The 561-nt window shown below is 64.0% G+C and carries 1 protein-coding gene; it reads right to left on the reverse strand.

Going from position 1 to position 561, the window contains the following annotated elements:
• Positions 1-144: 144 nt before the first annotated feature.
• The coding region (locus OO57_RS37980) for a transposase (RefSeq protein WP_033257487.1) at positions 145-561 on the reverse strand (417 nt) is incomplete at its 5' end.

Consider the following 561-nt stretch of genomic DNA (forward strand, 5'->3'; position numbering starts at 1 on the left):
CATCGGGGTACTTACGTGGTGCTGGCACTGCAGGTGGTTCTCCTTACGCCTGGATCGTAACCCAGGCTTCAAGGACTCCACGAAGATCAGTGCAGCTCACTGTACGGCGATCATCTTGCATTCGCCCGCGTAAGTGATCGCAGCTCAGATGGGGTGCTGGCCGAGATCTCGTGTGGTCGTCGACTGCGGGGCAAGGGCCAGTCCGGTCCCGCCCAGGCAGCCGTCGATGAGGTGCGGGCGGTACTGGATCTTCCGTAGGCCGCGTCTGACCGTCCGCACCAGGTGCTCCGGGTCGGCGAACGTGACATTGGCCAGGAATCCTCGCCGCAGCAGCGACCAGATCCCCTCGACCGGGTTGAGATCGGGGGCGTAAGCGGGCAACTGGTAGACGGTAAGCCAGTCCTGGGCGGCGATGAACTCCTTCATGCCTGCGGCCAGATGGGTGTTGAGGTTGTCCCAGATCAGGACGATCGGGCCGTCGAGCTGGTTGTGCGCGGCGACGATCAGGTCGCGGTAGTCGGTCCAGGCGAAGCTCTTGCGGCCTTTGGCCCGACCCTGGCT

It is taken from the genome of Kitasatospora phosalacinea (assembly GCF_000717185.1).
Classification (GTDB): Bacteria; Actinomycetota; Actinomycetes; order Streptomycetales; family Streptomycetaceae; genus Kitasatospora; species Kitasatospora phosalacinea_A.